The organism is Caulobacter sp. Root1472, assembly GCF_001426985.1.
Lineage (GTDB): Bacteria > Pseudomonadota > Alphaproteobacteria > Caulobacterales > Caulobacteraceae > Caulobacter > Caulobacter rhizosphaerae.
Map to the genome: position 1 here is coordinate 49,462 of NZ_LMFX01000008.1, position 18,459 is coordinate 67,920.

Consider the following 18,459-nt stretch of genomic DNA (forward strand, 5'->3'; position numbering starts at 1 on the left):
GTTCAACGCGAAGGCAGTGTGATCTTCGGACGGGTGGTAGGGCGCGGAATGGCGATCTTCGGCCGGCAGGCCCGATAGCGCGACGATCCTGCCGCGTTCTCCTGGGCCACAACCGTGCGCCGCTCGACGGTCACGCAGACGTGGTCGTTGGCGAAGCCATCGCGCCAGACATAGCCTTGGAGGCAGGTGTCCGGACCGTAAGGGCCGCCGTTCGGATTGCGACGCGCGCCGGCCTGACCGTTTTCAAGGCTGGCCAGGTAACGCGACTCGGGGGTGACGCAGACTCGGTCGTCGGGACTAGCGGCGCGCCAAACGAAGCCCTCTATGCAGGCGCCGACCGCCGGGTCGCAATTGGCCTCGGCCGGCTGCTCGATCGGCGGCTCGTCCTTGGGCTCGTCCGGCGCGACCACCGGCATGGGCACAGCGACCGTCAGCAGGACCGCCTCGGTCTTCTTGGCCTTGGCCTCCGCGGCCGGCGTCTGGTCGAGCACGACCTCGGGCGGTTTCTCGCCCGTCGCCTTGTCGGTCCGCTTGACCGTCTTATAGCCTGCCTTTTCCAGCGCCTTGACCGCCTCGGCATAGGGTTGGCCGACGACGTTCGGGACCTTGGCTCCGCCGCTCATCGCCACGATGGCGATGATCGCGCCGATCACCAGCACCAGCACGCCGCCGACCACCGCCAGGATCCACCAGGGGAACGGCTTCTTGATCGGCCGCGCAGCCGTCTCGGCGGCAGGGACGGTGACCGTCGCCGCCGCGCTGTCGGTGCTGTCGTTGTCGGGGTCGTTGACATTGATCGCCCGCAACTTGATCCGGTGCTGACCCGGCGGAGTCGCGGCAGGGATTTTGCCGACCACGGTCACGGTCTGGTTCTCGCCAGCCGCGACGGTGCGTTCCGTTTCCCCCTGGACCTGGTACCACTCGGCCTTGCCGTCGCCCTGGACCTGAACGCTGAAGCGCGCGGTCAGCCCCTCCCCCGTCTTGTTGGTCACGCCGAAGACGGCGCTGCCCTTGTGAAAGGCGCCCTCCTTCTTCAGGGCGATGGCCGTCGGCCCGTCCGGGATCTCAAAACTCGGCATATATCGTGATCCTTGTGTTCGCCAGGCGTCGCGAGCCCCACGCTCGCGACGCGATAAGTCGTCACTTCGGCTGGAAGGCTCTCGTATTGGGCGATAGCGCGTTGACGCCTCGCACCTGGTTGCCGAAGTTCTGGGTCCTGAGGTCCACGACCGCGTTGCAGAGCCTGAAGGCGGTGGGGCTCGCCGTCGCGCTGGCGACCGTGATGTCCACCCGCGTACCCAGGGCGACCTTGGTCTTCGCCGCGATGCTCTGCCCCACGACCATGTTGGGCGCGCCGCGACAGCTGGAGCTGATGGTCCCGATGTCGAGGCCGGCGTTCTTCAGCGCCTGGATGCCGGCGATCCCGTTGACTGGAGGGCTGAGCAGATCGGGCACGGCCACGCCGGGATCGACGGTCAGCGTCACGACGCCCCCCTTCGCGGCCTTTACGTCTCCCGCCGGGTTCTGGGTCAGAACGACGTCGGGCTTCTGGCCAGAGGCTTTTCCCACCACGGCCGGCGCGACGCTGAACCCGCGATCCTCCAGCAGGGCTTGGGCCGCGACGAAGGGCTTGCCCGTGACGACGGGCACCGTCACGGTCTCGCCCACAGCCACGGTCAACTTCACTTCGACCGTCTTCGGATCGGCCTGGGCGTCGGCCGCGGGCTCCTGCTTGAACACGAGGCCCAGGCTGTTTTCAGGCGAAACCTCCTCGATGGCCGGACCGACCTTGAAGCCGCTCTTTTCGAACACGGCGACGGCGGCCGGATAGTCCAACCCAATCACGCTCGGCGTCGCGACGGTGGGGACCCCCGCGACGGTCAGCTTGACCTGCACCGTCTTGGGATCGGCCTTCTCGCCGCCTTCGGGGTCCTGCTTGAAAACCTTGCCCAAGGGCTTGTCGGGAGCCGGCTCCTTGATTTCCGGCGCGGCGGCGTAGCCCTTCTCTTTCAGCTTGGCGACGGCGGCGGGGTAGTCCAGCCCGATGACCTTCGGGACCTTGGGGCCGCCGGTCAGCAAGACGACGGCGATGATCGCGCCGATCACCAGGACCAGGACGCCAGCCGCCACCGCGATAATCCACCACGGGAACGGCTTCTTCTTGGTCGGCGGCTTGGCGACGGCCGGGATCGTGACGGTCGCCACGGCGCTGTCGGTGCTGTCGTTGTCGGGATCGTTGACATTGGTCGCCCGCAACTTGATCCGATGCTGGCCTGGGGGCGTCGCGGCGGGGATTTTCGCCACCACCGTCACCGTCTGAGTCTCGCCAGCCGCGACGGGCCGCTCCGGTTCGCCCTGGATCGAATACCATTCCGCCTTTCCGCCGCCCTGGATCTGCACGCTGAAGCGGGCGGTCAGCCCCTCCCCCGTCTTGTTGGTGACGCCGAACACGGCGTTGGCCTTGTGGAAACCGGCCTCCGTCTTCAGGGCCACGCTCGTCGGGCCGTCCGGGATCTCGAAACTCGGCATGGGTGTTCGTCCTCGTTTTCGCGGTCAGGCTGGAAGAAATTCGATGTCGTAAGTCGTGTAGGCGGGACGCTCTTCGTCGACGATGCGACGCACTAGGTCAGCCAAAGGCCGGGCCGCCGCCGGAGCGACGACTCGCAGGTGGAAGCTGCTCTCGACGCCCTTCGGCCCCGGCGGATTTTCCTCCACCGTGAAGCCTGACAGGCCCGTGCCGACGGTCAGGATGCGCTCCAGAGTCCTGCGGGTGCCGCGCCAGCGCGCCAGCTCGGCCGCTTCCAGGCACAGCAATCGCAACCGGCCGAGGCCCGCGGCGTAGCGCGGCGCGCCCTCGCCGGGGCGTCCCCCGGTCCAGTCCAGATAACGATCCAGGTCCAGCCAGCGCGCCAGCATCAGGGCGAAGCTCGGTGGCGCGCGCATCGGATCGATATGGGAGTCGAGGGTCGCCAAGGCGTTCTCGGCCGGCGCTTGGAGCACCTCCATCACCTCCAGCACCGCGGCCAGAGGCCTCTTCGGCGTCGCGCCATCGGGAACCGAGGGGTTTTCCGGCGGAATGGCGGCCTGGTAGGTTTCCGGCAAGAGCCGTGCGATGCGGGCGCGATCCACGGTCAGCCCCCCGTATCGTCGTCAATCACCACGGAGAGGTGGTGCTGGTCGGCGCAGTAGAGCCAGTTGGGGGGCAGCGGGATGCGGTCGGTGAACACCGTGGCCGAGGCGGTGGCGAAATGCAGGGCCCCGTCGAGGCTGCGGTAGACGCCCATGGGGCCGCCGGCGAACACCATCGGGGCTCCGCCCGCCGCGGGCGCGGCGGCGACGCAGGAGACCACGTGCAGCAGCCGTTCGGTGTCCCGGATCGGCAGGCCGGCGTCCAAAGGCGCGGCGCGCCAGGCCGGCGCGGCGACCGTGGTGTCCAGGGCCAGCACGCCGCCCCGGTTCGAACCCGCGAACACCCACTGGTCGGCGAACGCCAGGCCTTCGCAGGAGCCACCCTGCCAGCCGACATTGAACGGCTTGAAGCCCTCAGGATCGTCGGCGCCGCCGGAACGCAGCTCCACGCGGAAGGCGCCGGACCCCTGCTGGCCGGCCTCGGCCGCGGCGGCCGCCCAGAGGAAGTCGCGGGCGTTGAAACGTTGCACTGTCAGGCTGCGGATGTCCTGGCCGACCAGCCCCACCGAGTGAAAACTGTCCGACACCCCGCCCACGGCCGACAGGTAGACCCCGCCCTTGGCCCGGGCCGCCACCGCCACCTGGACCACACCCGCCGACGACACCGAGGTCGTCACGGCGTAGAAGCCCTTGGTGTCGCGGGCCTTGTCGACCACCACGGGCGCGGGTCCAGCGTCGCCGAACGGCTTGAGCTGGCGCAGGCCTTCCGCCGTAGCGATCAGCAGCAGGGGCGAACCTTCCCGGTCGACCCAGTCGGCGTCGGACACCTCGCTGTTGAATACCGCCGCCTCGGTCTTCCAGGTCTCGCCGCAGTCGCGCGACACGTGGATGGCGCCGCCGGCCTTGCGCACGACCCCCAGGGCGACCAGGCCGGGCCGGTCGCGATGCCGGCGCACGAACAGCGGGCGGTCGCCGTCAGCCTTGAACACCACCGACCACGTGCCGCCGTCGTCCAGGCTGCGATGCAGACCCTGGTTGGTGGCGGCGAACCAGGTGCGCGCCTGGTGCGGATCGCGCAGCAGGTCCGACACGTCGCGGTCCGGCGCCTCGCCGATGGTCAGGCGAAGCTGGTCGGCATAGCGAACGCTGGGATCGGCCAGCATGGCTTCATAGACGTCGGAGGCCCGGAGAACCTGGCCGAACGGCTCGTCGCGCAGTGGTGAAAACAGCTTGTTGAGCCGGGTGCGGAGTCGCGCCTCGACGGCCGGCGCGTCCTCCTCGCGGCTGACCACCACCCGCGCCGCCACCGACACCGGCCGCACCCTGGCCCAGCCCACCGCCGTCTGGACGCCGAGCGGCCGCCGCTGGTCGACCGCCTTTTGGACGCGCGCCCGCAGCTCCTCACTTCGGCTTTGGATCACGGCCTGGGCGGTGACCCCCGCGTCGGGCAGCTTCTCCGCATCGACGGCCGGCACCAGCAGGATCTCGACCACGCCTGGCGCGGCATGGGCCCAGACCTGGGATTGGGCGTAGGCCTTGGCCCGAGCCACCGCGCCGACGCCCAAGGCCACCCGCTCGAAGTCGCGGGCGGTGACGGCGCAGCGCATGGAAGTCAGCTCCAGAGGCCCGCGCCTCATCGCCGCCTGCACGCTCTCGGCGTCGGCCCCGCCGGCGGCCTGCGCGAGATTGGTGACCGCCAGATCGGCAATCGGGGTCTTGAACACCGTCAGGGCGCCGGGAACCACGTTGCCCGCCCGGCCGCCGCCGCCCCGGTACCAGACCCGAATGTCACGTCCCAGGGCGGGCACGCTGGCCAGGGGCGTGGAGCCTTCGCCCGCCAGGGCCGGGGCGAACTGGATGCGCCCAGCGGCCCGATCCACGCTGTAGACGCAATCCGTCGGCGCAGCGTCGGCGAAGCTGACGACCTCACGCCAGATCCGGTAGCTCTTGTCGCCCAGGGTGCGCGACACCGCGCCCTCGGCCAGCTCGGCGCTGTCGGCCTCGACGCCCACGATCAGGTCCAGCCCGTCGCCGGACGGCGCGATAATGGGCGGCCGCTTGATCTGCACGCTCTGGCCCGGCGCGCCCGTCCCAACCCCGGCCGCCTCGGCCTCGGTCGTGTCGCAGTGCAGGGCCGGCGCCTCCACGCTCTTCTGGTCGGCCGCCAAGGTCGCGGCCTGGGTGACGACGAAGGTCACCGAGCCGTCGCTGGTGGCGATGCGCGCCCCGGCGGGAATGATGATCCGCGCATTGCCCGTCGTGCGCGTGAACGTCAGGGTGGCGGCCGCGGCGGCCGGCGGCCGGACCTGCGCGCCGACGAGGTTCAGCAGACTGACATACAGCTTCTCCGGCACGCGATTGAGCCGGTACAGCATGGTGTCGGTCAGGTAGGCGAAGGCCTCCAACAGGGTGATGCCGGGATCGCTGGGATTGCGATCGGTCCATTCCGGGCACGAACGGTCGATGACCTTGATGGCGTCGGCCATGAGGTCGTTGAAGGAGCGGTCATCCAACTTGGGGGTGGGCAGCGGCATCAGGCGGCTTCCCCCTGCAGGTCGAGCCCGAACTGCAACTGGCCGGGCTGATTGCTGCTGCGCACGCGGTAGTCCAGCGAGACCGTCAGTTGGCTGGGCGCGGCGGGATCGACGCCGGCGTCCAACCGCACGATCTCGATCCTCGGCTCCCAGCGCTTGATCGACTGGCGCACGTAATGAATGGCCAGGCCGGCGGTCGTAGCGTCATTGGGCGCGAACATCAGCCGATGCAGCGGGCAGCCATAGCTGGGCCGCATCACCCGCTCGCCGGGTATGGTGGTCAGCAGCAGGACGATCGCCTGACGCACGGCGTCGTGACCACTGACCTCGGCCAGTCGTCCTGTGGGCGACAGGATCAGCCCCGCCGGCCGCCGCAGCTCGGACGTGGCGCCGCCCAGCTCCGCGCCTTCGAACCGGATGCCCCGAACCGTCTTCATGCTCAACTCCCGGCCGCCACGAGACGCTGGCCGGGATCGACCACGCGGTAGTTGACCGTGCCGGGGGGCGACCCGTCCGTAAGCCCCGTCACCGTGTCCAGGCACACAGCCCGACCGCCGATGGTGACGAAGGTCGAATAGCCCTGCTTGACCACGAGGGTCGTCAGGCAGGGCCGCAGGCCGATGACCGGATTGGCGTTCGGACAGGCTGAGATCGGCCGTGACTGCGGATTGGGATTCACCAGCGCCAGTCGGTTCTTGATCCGCACCAGGGTCTGGGTCGGGGCGATGCCCACCCGCCCCCCATGATCGCAGACCAGCGTCGCGTCCTGGGTCAACCACAGCATGCTCACCCCTCCTCGAAGGCGACGGCGGCGGCGCGGATCGTCAAGCGGCGCCCCGGCGCCTCGATGACGAGGTCGCCGCTGGCGCGCAGGCGCGAGCCGTTCGGGCCGAGTTCGAAGATCCCGCCCGCGCGGGTCTCCAGCCGCGCCAGGGCGTCGACGCTGTCCAGGGTCAGGACCTGGCCGCCCGGCGTCCGCACCGTGAAGGCTCGGGCGCCGGCCGTGCCCGCGCCGCGCGGCCCTGGCGCGGTGCGCTCGCCATAGAGGCCGCCCAGGACCACCCCTCGGGCCGGGTCGCCGTCGGGAAACAGCACCAGCACGTCGTCCTCAGGCTCGGGCAGGATGGCCACCCCCTTCTCGGCGCCGGCGCCCAGCAGCAACACCGACATCCAGCCCGTCTCGACATCGCCCAGCACCGGCAGGCGGGCCCGGACCCGCGCCAGGCCGTCGGGATCGTCGGCGTCGGTTACCTTGCCCAGAGTAAAGGCCGGAATGCGTGGGCGATCGGGCCGGGCCGGCGGCTCGGTCGAGATCTCCACGACATAGCCGCGCGCCTCCTCGAAGCGGTGCAGGGCGCGGGTGACCACGCAGCGTCCATCGACCAGGTCGCCGACGCCTTCCAGAGTCACCGGCCGCCCGGGACGCAGGCGGGTGTCGCCCTCGACCACCGCCTCCAGCACAACCGCGCGGGCCACGGCCCGGTCGAGATCGGCCTGAGCCAGGCTCTCGGCCTCGGCGGCGTCGGCGGCCAGGCGGTTGAACAGGGTCCGGCCGCCCAGGTCTGGAAAGGCCGTCAGCCCGCCGTCTCGCAGCTCCTCGGCGTCTTGGCGCGCGAGCCCGGCGCGCGCATTGGCCGCGACGGCGCGGGCGGGGTCCCACGACTGGGCGCCGGTCCAGGGACGCAGGGAGTCGGCGCCGGCCGTCGCGCGGACCTGAATGATCTCGTGGCGCATCCGCAGTGGGATCGGCTCGCCTTCGCCGGCCAGGCTGACCAGCCGCAGACGGTCGGCCTCCAGCTGCAGGTAGAGGCCGGCGTCGCGCGCCAGGTCGACCACCAGATCGAAGTCGTTCTGGTCGTGCTGGACGATCAAAGCGCGGGTCGGCGGATGCTCGGCGCAACTGAACGTCAGGCCAAGGTCGCCCGCCATCTGCTCGGCCAGATCTGCGACCGTTGTGCTGGCCAGGGCCCGGGCCCGCTGGCGCAGCCGCGCCCTGTGCAGCTTGTCGAGCGCCCGCAGGCGCACCACTCGCCCCTGGGCGGCGTCCTGCTCGTATTCGACCGCCGTGACCTCGCCATCGAACAGATCGCCGGAACCATCCACCGAAAAGGCCAGGCCAGCGCCGAGGCGCAGGCCCGTCAGGGTCTCCGTCGGCGGGTCGGCGAAGACCAGCTCGGCCATCGCCGGTGCGTTGAGAGCCTGGCGCACGAACGCGGAGACGGCGTGACGTCCCAGGTCGGGATCCAGCGGCGCGTTCTCAAGGCGGACCCGCAAGGGGCGGTTGGCGAAGATCGAGGTCACGCCCGCGCCCCCAATAGAACCGCCAGGGACGGCAACACGATGGTCGTGCCCTCCGGGACGTTGAGGGGATCGTCGACGCCGTTGTAGGCCGCCAAGTCGGCCCACAGGGTGGGGTCGCCATAGCCGTCGTCGGCGACCTGGTCGAAGCGCTTCAGCGGCAGGCCGTCGTTGTCGACCGGCATGTCGACGGCGGAGGCCTGGTCGACGGACTCGCCGTCGAGTTCCGACGGCGCCTCGAACTGCGGCGTGACGGGCCGGCCGGGGGCCGGGCGCGGCTCGGAATCCTCGACGCGACGCAGGCGCAGGCTGAGCCATGACCGTCGGGGTGCCCCGTCGGCGTTGAACCGCTCGAGACGCTCGGCGACGTGCAGCACCACGCCGGGAATGTTCCAGGACTTGCCCCAGATGAACCGAACCGTGGGCGGAGCGGCGAATCCGTCGGCCGCCACGGCGTTCTCGGTCAGGTCCCACAGCGGTCGGGTCAGGGCGCGGACGTCGTCGTCCTCGGCCGGTCCTCGGCCGTCCTCCGCAGCCGTCGGCGAGCGGCCCTCGCGGGCGACCTCGACGTCGAACAGCAGGTTCAGGTCGTACTCCGTGACCCCGCCGCCGGTGGCGATCAGCGGATCCTCCGAGCGCGCGACGCCGGTCAGGAAGCCGCCGCCGGCCAACCGCGTCCGCACACCGGCCGTGCGCCGCGCCTCAAGGTTCTCTGGATTGAGCAGACACGAGATCCGCTCGCCGGACCGCTCCAGCAGGAAGGCTACACGTTCCATCGACCCTCCTCCTGTTCACGGGCCAGGTCCTCCCAGCGCGGCGGCGGGGCGGCGACGCCCTGCGGCGACGCGAAGGTCGCCGGCGGCAGCGAGGGCCAACGGTCTTCCGGCGGCGAATTGGCTAACCCGTGCATGAAGCCCTTTGGCGAAGCTGCACCGGATGGGGTGAAGGTCGGTCGTTTGGCCCGCTCGGTCGTCTGGCCATTCAAGGCAAGGGCGGTGCGTTCGACGGCGGCCCCCCCATGGCCCACCCGCCGCGTCCTGGGCTGGGCCGCACGGACAGGGGCTGTCGACCCGCCGTGGCCTCTGCGCGGAACAGCCGGCGCGCGACGGGCGGGAACAGGCGCTGTTGGCGGTTCCGAACCCGCCGAGGACGCCCGCCAGGGCGCATCGACAGACATCAAGCCGGCCGACGGCGGCGTTGACCTCACAGTCGGATCGGCGGCCGGAGCGCGCTTGGCGCGGGATCGCGCCTGGACGGCGGCGAGCGCTCGAAAGATCAGGCCTCGCGGGTGGGGCAAGGAGGCGTGCACCGCACTGGGCGTGAGGTCCCGTATTGCCCGCGGGGAGCTCGGCGAGGGTCCTGCGACGCGGGCCGCGGATCCGTGCTCCACGGCGCCTCCCCGGTCGACGGTCCAGGCGTCTGCGGCCTCAGCCCGCTTCACGGGCTTCGGACGGGGCGCAAGGAACCGCGCGACACGCACCGACCTCTGCACGACCCTTCCCAAAGTCGACGGTCTGGGATCGCGGGATAGGATCGTCGGCCGGGTCCGGTCAGCATGGGCCCCGGGGTCACGGATCGCTCGCTCCTCAGCGCCCGTCCAGACGCTGGGATCCGCCCCCATTGACGGCGTCTTGATGGGCCGGACCGGAGCCGTCCCTGGACCCTCGACGAGGTTGCGTGGCGCATCCGCCCACGCGGCCTGTCGCACGATCTCTTCGGGAGGCGCGGTCGCTTCGGAACCCGTCGCCCGCGACGTCTCCGAGGTCGGTCGAGACGGCATGTCAGCCCTGACCGACAGCGGCGAGCGTGGACGGCGGACGGCGTCGGCGTTCGGCCCAGGCGCAGCATGGGCCGAGGGTTCGGACCTGACGGTCGAAACCGAAGACGCGAACACCGGCCTTGATCGCCCCTTCGGCGCGAGGTCGGGCCGTCGCCATGTCTCGGAGGGTCGCTCACGCAGCGCCGCCAGGGTCGGGACGGCCGCCTCGCGGCGGGACGACGGCCCGGTCGGGGCCGGATCGCGTGAGACCGGCGCGCGGGCCATCGTCTCGACCGGCGGCGGCGCGGCCTGGGGTTGGGCCGGCGGCCACGTCGCCGGGTCACTGTTCAGGGACAACGGGACCTCGCCCGCCTCGGCCAGTCGGGACGTCCGCTCCGCGACGTGCGCCAGCCAGTGGGCCGGCGCGCCCGGATACCGTTCGGCCAGGGCGTCCATGACTGGGTTCGGCGCCGGCGCGGAACGATCCTCGGCGGCGTGCTCCAGGGCCTGAGCGACAGAACGGGCCAGGGCGGCCAGGGCGCCCAGCCAACCCGAAAACAGGCGGCGAAGGGCCATGGCCTACGCCCGGGTCAGGGTGTCGAAGGACAGCTTAAGCTCCTCGATCGCCACCTCGCGGCCGAGGGCGTCGAACGACACCCCGCTCCATTCACAGGGCCAGGCGTTGTCGAGGTTCCAGCGCAGGACCTCGGCCGTGCCCTTCACGTCCATCATCGCGATCGAGATGTTGCGGCGAGGCGTGCCCCCGGCCAGCACCTCCTTGAGCCAGTCCCAAAGCGCCGGGGTCTTGGTCAGGCCGTATCGCAGCGTGACCTCGGCGTATTCCACCGGTCCGGGGAGGGTCCGGACGATCTGGCCGCTGCCGGACTCTCGGTAGCGGATCGGATGAATCCGCACGCCCAGCCCGAAACACTCGGTGAACCGGACATCACCCATCTCGCGGGACGAGAGCATGAAGTTATAGTTGCGATAGACGTCGGGAAGCGCGCCGACCTTGGGCGCCGCCGCTGCTTCTTCAGGCTTGTTGGCCATGACGGATCCTCTTCAAGGTTTGGGGGTCAGGCGGTCTCGACGGTGGATCCGACCGCCGTCTGGCCGATGCGGAAGATGACGAACTCGGCGGGCTTCACCGGCGCGATGCCGATGACCACCACCACCTGGCCGGCGTCGACCACCTCGGGCGGGTTGGTCTCGGCGTCGCACTTGACGAAGAAGGCGTCCTCGGGCCGCGCTCCCGCCAGGGCGCCCTGCCGCCAGAGCAAGGTCAGGAAGGCGCCGACATCGCGCTGGATGTCCTTCCACAGCGGACCGGCGTTGGGCTCGAACACCACCCAGCGGGTGCTGATGGCGATCGATTCCTCGATCATGTTGAACAGCCGCCGGACGTTCAGGTAGCGCCAGTTGCTGGCGCTGGGCGCCAGGGTCCGGGCGCCCCAGACGCGAACGCCTTCGCGGGTGAAGAAGCGGATGCAGTTGACGCCGACCGGGTTGAGCACGTCCTGCTCGGCCCGCGACAGCATCTGGGTGAGCCCCTCGACGCCGCGGATCGTGACATTGGCCGGAGCCTTGTGCACCCCGCGCTCGCTGTCGGTGCGGGCATAGATGCCGGCCATGTGGCCCGAAGGCGGGATCTGGGCCAGGCTGTCCGGATCGACAGCGTCGCGGCCCCGAAGCCAGGGGAAGTAGCAGGCGCCGTAGCCGCCGTCGGAATCCCGGGGGCGCAGGCCCGGCTTGGGGCCCCGTCCGCGCGGCGCAGCCGGGGCCGCATCGCCCTCGACGGCGGGCGTCGGGGATGGAGCCGCGCTCCCGTCGGCCGCGCGGGTCAGCACCTCGACATCGTCGACGCGAGGCGGGGCGTCCAGGATCGCCACGCGATCCTTCAGCGACTCCGCCGCATCGAGCAAGGCCCCGTGCGAGGCCGGGTCCGTGCGACCGGGGGCGGCGATGATGGCGATCTCATCGATCGCCGCCAGGGCGTCCAGCCCCCGCCCCTTGCCGGCGATCGCCCCGTCGGCCTTGGTGTTGACGACATAGCAGCGGGAGCCGCCGTTCAGGAAGAAGCCGTAGACGGCGTTGGCCAGGTCGGTGCCCTTGTCGCCGTCGCGCACGTAACGTCGCCTGAACTCGCTCCAATTGTTGATCGCCACCGCCTCGTCGATGAAGGCGTCGGGGTTCGGCGCGGTCCCGACGAAGCCGGCCGTCGATGTTCCCACCGCCTCGATCGGGCGAGTTCCAGAGTCGATCTCCTCGACGTAGACGCCGGGGCTCAAATAGGACGGCATGTCAAATCTCCAGCGGTAGACGAAGGATCACGGGGCTGCCGGTCTCGACCTCGCGGTCGATCTCGATCCCGCGGGCGCGAACATTGAGGCGTATCGGCGCGCCCTTGCCGCCGACCGGTCCGTGAAGGCGAAAGCGGCCGAATGCATCGGTCTGGGCGGTGCGATCCACGCCCTCGACGCGCACCACGGCGCCGGCGACCGGCGTGTCGCCGGGTCCCAGGACCGAGCCCTGGAGCAGGCCGAGCTCGCCGGAGTCGATCCGGAGCGGAAAGCGAACCAGAGCGGCCCGGGCGACGGCCCGCCGCCGCGCGATCGAGACCGTGGCCCGCAGCACGAAACCGGGTCCCGGCGGCAGGTCCAAGTCGGCGCAGAGCTTCAGCGCGTCGCGGTCCAGCGCCACCTCGGCCTCATCGTGCTCCATGGCCGCGAACATCAAGGCGATGGCGCCGGTCTGTTCGACGATGGGATCGGCGGCGCGCACCGTGACCAAATAGTCGGCGGTCAGGATCAGCGGCGGCGCAGCCGCACGGGGCGTCGCCTGGGGCGCCAGGCCGATCAGGCGGAGGTCGACCCCTTCACCGCAATCGCGATCGCTGAGGGACCGGGCCACCACGGCTCGCCCCGGCAAGACCGCCTGGGTCCAGCCGATCAGATCCCGCGTCGTTTCCTCCAGCCCCTCGGTCATTTCCGGCCACCCCTCGGGTACAACCCAAAGACGTCAATCCATACTTAGGCCCAATTACGCGCAAATGGGAAGCTCGGATTTCAACGTTTTTTGAGTAGATATATTTGCCGGAAGAATTTTCTCCAAATATCACAACGTTTAGTTAAGCGAAAAACGCAAGGCATGAGGCATCGATGAGCGATGACCACTTATCACCACCGCCTTATTAAATTAGATTTTCAGACAAACGCAAACTTTATCAAAAATAGTAGAGATATCGCCATTTTAGTTACAATTCGCACTGTGTTTTGGCGCGACAAAAAGCGCCTTTATTTGCTTTTTTTAAAACGGAAAACGAACGCACAAGTTGTAGAAGGGCGCATTGGGCGCCGGTCTGAAGCCCGGCGCGAGATCATTGGGCGGCGGCCCCTATCATGGCAAAGCCTTGCGACGCCCTAGAGCCGCCCCTCCGACGCGAAGACCACGACCAGGCCCACGGGCGCCGAAGTCGTGCTCATGTTCGATTCTCCTCTCGCCAATAGAAGTAGAGCAGCACCGCCATCGCACCGGCCAACGGGTGCCAGAGCATGCCGTGCGGCTGGAAGAAGTCCTTGGGGTGGCACATTGGCTCGCCGGTCTGGGACAGCGCCCAGAACACGGTCGCGGCGATGATACAGCCCACGGCCAGCCACCAGAGCAGAATGGTTAGCCACCTGCCCTGCCACGGCTTGCCCTCCCGCACGCAGGCGACGATCTCCAGCGCCAGATACGCCGCCACCAAGGCGATGATCAGGATTAGCGACTTGAACTCCCACTGCCAAAGGGCGTGGATGATCAGGAAGACCACGACGGTGATCGGATAGAAAACCCAGAACACCCAGTCTGCAGAAACCAGGCGGCGCAGGGTGTAGAACACCAGGAAGGCCGCATAGACATACATCGACAGACCGTCGAAGTTTCCCGCCCAGCCAACGATGGACGCGTGGAACCACATGCTGCCCAGCCCCAGGAACAGCACCGCGAAGACGTAGAGGTCGGCGATGAAGTTGTCGGACCGCATCACGTTCTCGCCGCGCGCGCCATCCTTGCGATCCAGATAGATCGTGAAGGCCACCAGGCCGGCGGTCAGGATCGAGTAGAGATTGAACCAGGTGTTGACCGGTTGCCGGACGCCTCGGGCGTGGGCGATAACGTCGGCCGGGTCGAAGGCCTCGCAGAAGCAGGTGTTGGGCGTCGCGGCCATGCAACTGTCCGGGCTGCCCGGCCAGCCGGCGGCGACGAAGATCAGGAACGGCAACAGGACCAGGACGACCCCGGCCCCCAACACGATGAAACCGCGATAGGCGCTCATGGCCCCTCCTTGAGAACTCAGGTGACGCGGAACTCTCCCGGACAGTTCGGGTACGCAGGTCGATCAATGGCCGATGTCGACCGGGATCGAGAACGACAGTTCCTCACCGACGCGGCCTTCGCGCCGCGCCGCGCCGCAGATCCCGCAACTTCGGGATCTCGGCCTACAGTCAAGGTTACGCGGATTGGGAGATCAATTCGCCCACTGAACTTATAGGTGGAGTTTAGCAGGCCGTCGCGATCCGTCCAGACGCCATTTCTCCAGACCACAAGGCGCGGCGACCGTCTGCGAACGGTGCTGTTTCCGGCCTCCAACTTCGGTAGAGTTCACCGGAGATTCCCGTCGAAAGCGGTCGCATGGCGCAGAACACCAAGACCAAGGTCGTCATCCTCGCCGGCGGCAAGGGCACGCGGATCGCCGAAGAAACCCAGGTGCGTCCCAAGCCGATGGTGGAGATCGGCGGCCGGCCGATCATCTGGCACATCATGAAGTCCTACAGCGCCCATGGCCTGAACGACTTCGTCATCTGTTGCGGTTACCTGGGCGACAAGGTCCGCGAGTACTTCCTCAACTACGCCTACCAGAACGCCGACCTGACGATCTCGCCCAATGGCCAGGTCGAGGTTCACCAGCATCATGCCGAGCCCTGGACCGTCACCCTGGTCGACACGGGGGACGAGACCATGACCGGAGGGCGGATCAAGCGGGTGGGCCGCTACGTGGCCGATTCCCCCTATTTTTGCCTGACCTACGGCGACGGCCTGTCGGATGTGGACATCGGCGCCCTGGTCCGCTTCCACGAGGCGCACGGCGCCCAGGCGACGATCACGGCTGTCAGCCCCCTCGCCCGCTTCGGCGCCCTGAAGATCAAGGGCGACACCGTCGAGCGGTTCGTCGAGAAGCCCTCGGCGGAGGGCGGGCGGATCAACGGCGGGTTCTTCGTGCTGTCACCCAAGGTGCTGGACCTGATCGAAGGCGACGAGACGGTGTTCGAACAAGCTCCGCTGGAGCGCCTGGCCCGGAGCGGACAGTTGCGGGCCTTCCGTCATGACGGATTCTGGCAGCCCATGGATACGCTGCGCGAGAAGCTCCACCTCGAAGACCTGTGGCTCCGGGGCGCGCCGTGGAAATCCTGGTAGCCCCGGCCAGGCCTTAGGTCGCGTCTCCCGACCAGTAGCGCAGTTTCTCGGCGACCGACGCCTCCCCGGGCGTGATGCGCTTTTCGCCGTCGCCCAGCCATTCGCGAAGGTCGCGCAGGCGCGAGACCAGCACCTTCAGTTCATTCGGCTCCAGGGAGGCCGACTGATCCGAGCCGTACATCGTCCGATCCAGGGTGATGTGGCGTTCGATGGCCACAGCGCCCAGCATGGCGGCCACCAGGCTGGGCTCCACCGAAGCCTCGTGACCGCTGTAGCCGACCGGCGCGCCATAGCGGCGACGCAGGGTGTCGATCGCCATCAGGTTCAGGTCGGCGGGCGGGGTCGGATAGGTGGAGACCGTATGCATGAGCACGAACGGGCAGGCCGCCGCGCGCAGGATCTCCACCGCCGAGTCGATCTGTTCGAAGGTGCACATGCCGGTAGAGGCGAACACCAGCTTGCCCTCGGCGGCGACCGCCTCGACCAGCGGACGATGAGTCAGCATGGCCGAGGCCAGCTTGTTGTAGGGCAGGTCGTACTTGGCCAGGAACGACTGGCTGGGCACGTCCCAGGCCGAGGCGAACCAGGCCAGGCCCAGTTCACGGCAATAGGCGTCGATGGCCTCGTACTCGGCCTCGCCGAACTCCAGGCCCTCCTTCTGGGCGCGCTGGGTTTCGCCCCAGGGGCTCTGGCGCGGCGCGGCAAGCACCTCGGGCGTGTAGACGATGTCGATCGTCCGCTTCTGGAACTTCACCGCGTCGCACCCGGCCTCCTTGGCGGCTCGGATCAGGGCCTTGGCGACCTCGAGATCGCCGTTATGATTGATGCCGATCTCGGCGATCACGAAGGGACGGTCCGCCAGCGGCCACGGGATCGAAGCCAGACGCTCCGTGGCCATGTTCTCCACGGAAAGCGCCTTGTTTATCGAGGCGTCGACGGTCTGCATGGTCCGGGTCCTGTTGTACGGAGAACGACGTCCGGGACATCGCCTTCGGAAGCGCGGAAGCCGCCGCGAGGGCTCTTGGCTCCAGCGCGGGCTGGTATATCTATCGCGGCCGATCCTGCTGCGGCCTTGATCTAAGTTCCCTTGTCTAGAATGGAGTCGGCGATAATGCCTAGGTGCAAGTTCGCCGCATGGTTAGCGCGCCCCTCCAGTTGCGTGGCGATCGTCGGGGCGTCCGGCTGGATCGGGATGGCGCTGACCGACCATGTTCTGGCGGTCTGTCCGGACCTTCCGCCCGATCGCCTGCGGCTGTTCGGCTCATCCCGTCGTCCCCTGCAACTTCGGGATCAGCGGCCCCTGATCGAACCGCTGGACGCCTTGTCTGGCCTCGGAAACGGCGAATGGCTGATCCTCCACGCCGCCATCGTCGGCGGCGACCGGGTCGACGGCGGCGATCTACAGGAAATGCGACGTCGCAACGACGCCCTGCTGGGCCGGGTTCTGGCCCTGGCTGATATGGCCGACACGCGACGACTGGTCACAGTCTCGTCGGGCGCCGTCGGCCGCCCTGATATGGGTCCGCCGGATCGCGTGGCCTATACCGTCATGAAACGCGAGCACGAGGCGGTCGTTGCGGATTGGGCCCGCCGGACCGGCAAATCCGTCCTGCTTCCACGCGTGTTCAACCTCGGCGGCCCCTTCATCAACCACACCGAGGCCTACGCCCTGGGGGCGTTCATCCTGGCCCTCGCACGGCGGGGCCGGATCACCATAGGCGCCGCCGATCCGGTGTTCAGGAGCTTCGTCCACGTCTCGGAAATGGCGCGGGTGATCCTCGACATGGCGGTGGACGAGGCGCAGTCGGCCGAGCCGTTCGATGTGGGCGGCGCTGAGGTCGTCGAATTGGGCGCGCTAGCAAGGGCGGTCGGCCAGGCCCTGGTTCGAAGTGATCCGCCGATCGAACGCCAGGAGCCTGGTGACGGTCCAGGCGACTGGTACGTCGGCGACGGCCGACGCTATCAAGGCGCCCTCTTCCGCCGTGGCGAGCATCCGACACCGCTGGCGCGGACCGTGGCCGACACGGTCGCTTACCTGGCGGCGACGGGCGCGTTAGACGAAACGTAGCGATCGATCTGCGCCAGAGTCGTCTCGCGCAGGTCGCCACCGGCCAGGGCCTCGCGCCACCAGTCGATCGTCAGGGCGACGGATTGCTCAAGGTCCAGGCGCGGCCTCCAGCCCAGCTCAGCCTTGGCCAAGTCGGAATTCAAGGTCAGCAGGCCCGCCTCGTGGGGCGCGGAAGGGTCGATCCGCTCGACCAGCCGCGCGTCCCCGCTCCACATTTCCGCAGCGATCCGAGCCACGTCGCCGACTGGACGGGCGCCATCCGCGTCGGGACCGAAGTTCCAGGCCCGCAGCCCGCTCGCCGGCGAGGCGGCCAGGGTCTGGACCGCCAGGAGATAGCCTTGCAATGGCTCCAGCACGTGCTGCCACGGGCGCACGGCCGCAGGATTGCGCAGCACCGCCGCCTCGCCCCGCGCAAAGGCCGATAGGACGTCCGGCAACAGCCGGTCGCGCGACCAATCGCCGCCGCCGATCACATTCCCCGCCCGCGCGACTCCCACCGCCGCGCCGACACCTTCCAGGAAGGAGGCGAAATAGGCCCTCACCGCCAGTTCGGCGCAGGCCTTGCTGGCGCCGTAGGGATCTCGGCCGCCGAGACGATCGTCCTCCCGATAGGCTTGGCCATGCTCAAGGTTCTCATACACCTTGTCGGTGGTGACGATCAGCGTCACGGCCGGACGCGGCTGGCGACGCACGGCGTCCAGCAGGTTGACCGTGCCCATCAGATTGGTGGCGAAAGTCTCCCGAGGCGCCTCGTAGCCGCGACGCACCAGAGGTTGGGCGGCCATGTGGATCACCACCGAGGGCGCGAAATCCAGAACGGCGGCGTCCATCGCATCGGGATCGCGCACGTCGGCGATCATGCTGTCCAGCGCCTCGGCGACGCGCGCCGCCTCGAACAGGTTCGGCTGGCTGTCGGGGAGCAGCGCCACGCCGCGCACCGTCGCGCCCAGCCGCTCCAGCCAGAGGCTCATCCAGCCGCCCTTGAAGCCGGTATGGCCGGTCAACAGCACTCGCCGCCCGCGCCAGAAGTCCTCGCCGATGCCGATGGTCATGACGTCCCCAAAGCCGACCGGGATTCCCACCGAGCGCGCACGGCAGTTTGACGCGCCGCCCCTGGACCGAATCGGCGATAATCATCGTCTCCGCCCGAGCGGAGCAGCAAGGTCGTCGATCGCTGGCGGATCGGAGAGCGCGTCATCTCGTTTCAGGAACCTTCG

18 protein-coding genes are annotated in these 18,459 nt (G+C 68.9%); 3 read left to right on the plus strand and 15 right to left on the minus strand.

All coding sequences use genetic code 11. From position 1 onward, the window contains the following. Positions 1 to 2: 2 nt before the first annotated feature. The 9 genes from ASD47_RS07460 to ASD47_RS26565 all read right to left on the minus strand — a co-directional run bounded on the left by ASD47_RS07460 (position 3) and on the right by ASD47_RS26565 (position 8,871). A complete protein-coding gene (locus ASD47_RS07460) occupies positions 3 to 1,079 on the minus strand; it encodes a PASTA domain-containing protein (protein ID WP_056753818.1) in 1,077 nt (358 codons plus the stop codon). 61 nt (positions 1,080 to 1,140) lie between these two features. Further along, positions 1,141 to 2,529 carry a PASTA domain-containing protein gene (locus ASD47_RS26040; protein ID WP_082564512.1) on the minus strand — a complete coding sequence of 463 codons (1,389 nt, stop codon included), beginning with the start codon at positions 2,527 to 2,529 and terminating at the stop codon, positions 1,141 to 1,143. A gap of 24 nt (positions 2,530 to 2,553) precedes the next feature. Beyond that, on the minus strand, positions 2,554 to 3,129 hold the full coding sequence (locus ASD47_RS07470) for a hypothetical protein (RefSeq protein WP_056753821.1): 576 nt from the start codon (positions 3,127 to 3,129) through the stop codon (positions 2,554 to 2,556). Between the two features lie 2 nt (positions 3,130 to 3,131). Then, complete coding sequence (locus ASD47_RS07475) at positions 3,132 to 5,663, minus strand: baseplate J/gp47 family protein (RefSeq protein ID WP_056753824.1); 2,532 nt, start codon at positions 5,661 to 5,663, stop codon at positions 3,132 to 3,134. Continuing rightward, on the minus strand, positions 5,663 to 6,100 hold the full coding sequence (locus ASD47_RS07480; protein ID WP_082564513.1) for a GPW/gp25 family protein: 438 nt from the start codon (positions 6,098 to 6,100) through the stop codon (positions 5,663 to 5,665). Before ASD47_RS07480 ends, ASD47_RS07475 begins: the two co-directional genes overlap by 1 nt. 2 nt (positions 6,101 to 6,102) lie before the next feature. Next, positions 6,103 to 6,447 carry a hypothetical protein gene (locus tag ASD47_RS07485; RefSeq protein WP_056753826.1) on the minus strand — a complete coding sequence of 115 codons (345 nt, stop codon included), beginning with the start codon at positions 6,445 to 6,447 and terminating at the stop codon, positions 6,103 to 6,105. A gap of 2 nt (positions 6,448 to 6,449) precedes the next feature. Next, positions 6,450 to 7,964: a phage baseplate assembly protein V gene (locus ASD47_RS07490; RefSeq protein ID WP_056753830.1), complete on the minus strand. Its 1,515-nt coding sequence runs from the start codon at positions 7,962 to 7,964 to the stop codon at positions 6,450 to 6,452. Further along, entirely contained in the window at positions 7,961 to 8,737 is a 777-nt protein-coding gene (locus ASD47_RS07495; protein WP_056753833.1) for a hypothetical protein, read from the minus strand. The genes ASD47_RS07490 and ASD47_RS07495 overlap by 4 nt, the downstream gene beginning before the upstream one ends. Next, entirely contained in the window at positions 8,725 to 8,871 is a 147-nt protein-coding gene (locus tag ASD47_RS26565) for a hypothetical protein (RefSeq protein WP_156402153.1), read from the minus strand. The genes ASD47_RS07495 and ASD47_RS26565 overlap by 13 nt, the downstream gene beginning before the upstream one ends. Before the next feature lie 868 nt (positions 8,872 to 9,739). Between ASD47_RS26565 and ASD47_RS07500 the strand changes: the two genes are divergently transcribed. Continuing rightward, the gene (locus ASD47_RS07500) at positions 9,740 to 10,231 is read left to right on the plus strand and encodes a hypothetical protein (RefSeq protein WP_056753835.1); all 492 of its coding nucleotides are present in this window, start codon (positions 9,740 to 9,742) and stop codon (positions 10,229 to 10,231) included. 68 nt (positions 10,232 to 10,299) lie between these two features. Here ASD47_RS07500 and ASD47_RS07505 read toward each other — a convergent pair whose 3' ends face one another. From ASD47_RS07505 to ASD47_RS07520, 4 genes are all read right to left on the minus strand, one after another. After that, a complete protein-coding gene (locus ASD47_RS07505; RefSeq protein ID WP_056753838.1) occupies positions 10,300 to 10,770 on the minus strand; it encodes a phage tail protein in 471 nt (156 codons plus the stop codon). Positions 10,771 to 10,796: 26 nt separating this feature from the next. Then, positions 10,797 to 12,020, minus strand: a complete 1,224-nt coding sequence (locus ASD47_RS07510) for a phage tail sheath C-terminal domain-containing protein (RefSeq protein ID WP_056753841.1) — start codon at positions 12,018 to 12,020, stop codon at positions 10,797 to 10,799. Position 12,021: 1 nt separating this feature from the next. Then, complete coding sequence (locus ASD47_RS07515; protein ID WP_056753843.1) at positions 12,022 to 12,705, minus strand: carboxypeptidase-like regulatory domain-containing protein; 684 nt, start codon at positions 12,703 to 12,705, stop codon at positions 12,022 to 12,024. Between the two features lie 493 nt (positions 12,706 to 13,198). After that, positions 13,199 to 14,035 carry a hypothetical protein gene (locus ASD47_RS07520; protein ID WP_056753846.1) on the minus strand — a complete coding sequence of 279 codons (837 nt, stop codon included), beginning with the start codon at positions 14,033 to 14,035 and terminating at the stop codon, positions 13,199 to 13,201. 356 nt (positions 14,036 to 14,391) lie between these two features. Here ASD47_RS07520 and rfbF point away from each other — a divergent pair, with 356 nt between their 5' ends. After that, complete coding sequence (gene rfbF / locus ASD47_RS07525; protein ID WP_056753849.1) at positions 14,392 to 15,174, plus strand: glucose-1-phosphate cytidylyltransferase; 783 nt, start codon at positions 14,392 to 14,394, stop codon at positions 15,172 to 15,174. A 13-nt stretch (positions 15,175 to 15,187) separates the two neighbouring features. On the opposite strand, the gene ASD47_RS07530 is transcribed toward rfbF, so the two are convergent. After that, positions 15,188 to 16,120, minus strand: coding sequence for an N-acetylneuraminate synthase family protein (locus ASD47_RS07530; RefSeq protein ID WP_082564514.1), 933 nt, complete (start codon positions 16,118 to 16,120; stop codon positions 15,188 to 15,190). 165 nt (positions 16,121 to 16,285) lie between these two features. Between ASD47_RS07530 and ASD47_RS07535 the strand changes: the two genes are divergently transcribed. Next, positions 16,286 to 17,242, plus strand: coding sequence for an NAD(P)-dependent oxidoreductase (locus tag ASD47_RS07535; RefSeq protein WP_235525815.1), 957 nt, complete (start codon positions 16,286 to 16,288; stop codon positions 17,240 to 17,242). Here the strand turns inward: ASD47_RS07535 and rfbG are convergent. Continuing rightward, positions 17,206 to 18,294 (minus strand): CDP-glucose 4,6-dehydratase, encoded by a 1,089-nt coding sequence (gene rfbG / locus ASD47_RS07540; protein ID WP_056753855.1) that lies wholly within the window; start codon positions 18,292 to 18,294, stop codon positions 17,206 to 17,208. The genes ASD47_RS07535 and rfbG overlap by 37 nt on opposite strands. Positions 18,295 to 18,459: the final 165 nt, after the last annotated feature.

Bases quoted from the DNA above. Each gene is read 5' to 3' on its own strand.
- ASD47_RS07460 (WP_056753818.1), bottom strand. From the start codon at position 1,079: ATGCCGAGTTTTGAGATCCCGGACGGGCCGACGGCCATCGCCCTGAAG.
- ASD47_RS26040 (WP_082564512.1), bottom strand. From the start codon at position 2,529: ATGCCGAGTTTCGAGATCCCGGACGGCCCGACGAGCGTGGCCCTGAAG.
- ASD47_RS07475 (WP_056753824.1), bottom strand. From the start codon at position 5,663: ATGCCGCTGCCCACCCCCAAGTTGGATGACCGCTCCTTCAACGACCTC.
- ASD47_RS07480 (WP_082564513.1), bottom strand. From the start codon at position 6,100: ATGAAGACGGTTCGGGGCATCCGGTTCGAAGGCGCGGAGCTGGGCGGC.
- ASD47_RS07485 (WP_056753826.1), bottom strand. From the start codon at position 6,447: ATGCTGTGGTTGACCCAGGACGCGACGCTGGTCTGCGATCATGGGGGG.
- ASD47_RS07495 (WP_056753833.1), bottom strand. From the start codon at position 8,737: ATGGAACGTGTAGCCTTCCTGCTGGAGCGGTCCGGCGAGCGGATCTCG.
- ASD47_RS26565 (WP_156402153.1), bottom strand. From the start codon at position 8,871: ATGCACGGGTTAGCCAATTCGCCGCCGGAAGACCGTTGGCCCTCGCTG.
- ASD47_RS07500 (WP_056753835.1), top strand. From the start codon at position 9,740: ATGTCAGCCCTGACCGACAGCGGCGAGCGTGGACGGCGGACGGCGTCG.
- ASD47_RS07505 (WP_056753838.1), bottom strand. From the start codon at position 10,770: ATGGCCAACAAGCCTGAAGAAGCAGCGGCGGCGCCCAAGGTCGGCGCG.
- ASD47_RS07510 (WP_056753841.1), bottom strand. From the start codon at position 12,020: ATGCCGTCCTATTTGAGCCCCGGCGTCTACGTCGAGGAGATCGACTCT.
- ASD47_RS07515 (WP_056753843.1), bottom strand. From the start codon at position 12,705: ATGACCGAGGGGCTGGAGGAAACGACGCGGGATCTGATCGGCTGGACC.
- ASD47_RS07520 (WP_056753846.1), bottom strand. From the start codon at position 14,035: ATGAGCGCCTATCGCGGTTTCATCGTGTTGGGGGCCGGGGTCGTCCTG.
- rfbF (WP_056753849.1), top strand. From the start codon at position 14,392: ATGGCGCAGAACACCAAGACCAAGGTCGTCATCCTCGCCGGCGGCAAG.
- ASD47_RS07530 (WP_082564514.1), bottom strand. From the start codon at position 16,120: ATGCAGACCGTCGACGCCTCGATAAACAAGGCGCTTTCCGTGGAGAAC.
- ASD47_RS07535 (WP_235525815.1), top strand. From the start codon at position 16,286: ATGCCTAGGTGCAAGTTCGCCGCATGGTTAGCGCGCCCCTCCAGTTGC.
- rfbG (WP_056753855.1), bottom strand. From the start codon at position 18,294: ATGACCATCGGCATCGGCGAGGACTTCTGGCGCGGGCGGCGAGTGCTG.